This window comes from Serpentinimonas barnesii (assembly GCF_000696225.1).
GTDB classification, from domain to species: domain Bacteria; phylum Pseudomonadota; class Gammaproteobacteria; order Burkholderiales; family Burkholderiaceae_C; genus Serpentinimonas; species Serpentinimonas barnesii.
This window is the reverse complement of the sequence record NZ_BAWN01000065.1, coordinates 1-1,237: the sequence shown is the minus strand read 5'-3', so window position 1 is coordinate 1,237 and position 1,237 is coordinate 1. Positions and strand designations below refer to the sequence as shown.

2 protein-coding genes are annotated in these 1,237 nt (G+C 60.2%); both read right to left on the bottom strand.

Annotated elements, in window-relative coordinates; all coding sequences use genetic code 11:
- Window positions 1–310: 310 nt before the first annotated feature.
- Window positions 311–631, bottom strand: a complete 321-nt coding sequence (locus SRAH_RS12240) for a helix-turn-helix domain-containing protein (protein ID WP_076607044.1) — start codon at window positions 629–631, stop codon at window positions 311–313.
- The gene (locus SRAH_RS12235; protein WP_076607043.1) at window positions 615–926 is read right to left on the bottom strand and encodes a type II toxin-antitoxin system RelE/ParE family toxin; all 312 of its coding nucleotides are present in this window, start codon (window positions 924–926) and stop codon (window positions 615–617) included. The genes SRAH_RS12240 and SRAH_RS12235 overlap by 17 nt, the downstream gene beginning before the upstream one ends.
- Window positions 927–1,237 lie beyond the last annotated feature (311 nt).

Below are 1,237 nucleotides of genomic sequence, written 5' to 3'. Positions count from 1 at the left end.
CCTAACGTTGAGGTTAACCGGCGGGCCGAAGGCACGTCCGAGTTGAACCGCAGGTTAGGCGACGGAGTGAAGGGTGCTGGAGCCTTGGAACGCTGCGGCTTTGCCGGAGATTATGGCCGAGGCCTTGCAGGAAAGCAAGCGCAGAGGAAAGCAAGCGCTGTGTGCCCGAACGTTCCACGAAGGCCGAGCAGCAGGCCAGCAACCGGGATGCGTCGCCGGAGCGCGCGGAGTAGGAGCCGCAGAAGCCAAAGCGAGGCCTAACGTTGAGGTTAACCGGCGGGCCGAAGGCACGTCCGAGTTGAACCGCAGGTTAGGCGCTGTTGGAGGCCACCGCCAGCACAGCTTTGGGATTCGTGCTGGCAATTGCCAGCAGCGTGCGGGCCGCGCCACTAGGCTGTTTGCGACCTTGCTCCCATCCCTGTAAGGTGCGGACGGACACACCCATCAGCGTAGCGAACTGCGACTGCGACAACCCAGTTTTCTTGCGAGCTTCAATGACAGGAGACGAAACGACATGCAGTTGGCATGCCTTCATTTCTTGTACCGCTTGCAGAAGTTCTGCTGCCAAGTCACGCTCGGCCTCATAGGCGGCGAGTTCTTTGTCAGTGAGAGGTTTAGTTTTCGAGGGCACGACGAATCTCCTTCAATTTAGCGCCAGTGAGGTTGTCCGTTTTCGCCTTCGCGTATAGCGTTAGCAGAACAACTTCGCCTTCCGGTGTGCGGGTGAAATAGATCACACGCAGTCCACCAGACTTGCCCGAACCTGCACGTGACCAACGCACTTTGCGAATGCCACCGGACTCGGGTACAACGTCTCCGGCTGTTGGATGTTCTGCGATGTAGGCGGCGAAGCCGCCTCTTTCTTCTTCCGTCCAGTAGAGCGGCCACTGGCGCTGGAATAGATTGGTTTCAACGACCGTCAACATGCTGCAGACTATACGCCTTTGGCGGACAGTCGTCAAGAGGCCTAACGTTGAGGTTAACCGGCGGGCCGAAGGCACGTCCGAGTTGAACCGCAGGTTAGGCGATGGCGTGAAGGGTGCTGGGGCCTTGGAACGCTGCGGCGTTGCCGGAGATTATGGCTGGAGCCTTGGAGGAAAGCAAGTGCGGTGTGCTGGGTGACGGCGGGCAGACCGAGGAGCAGCAGGCCAGCAACCCGGTAGCGTCGCCGGAGCCCGAGGAAGTGGAGCCGCAGAAGCCAGAGCGAGGCCTAACGTTGAGGTTAACCGGCGGGCCG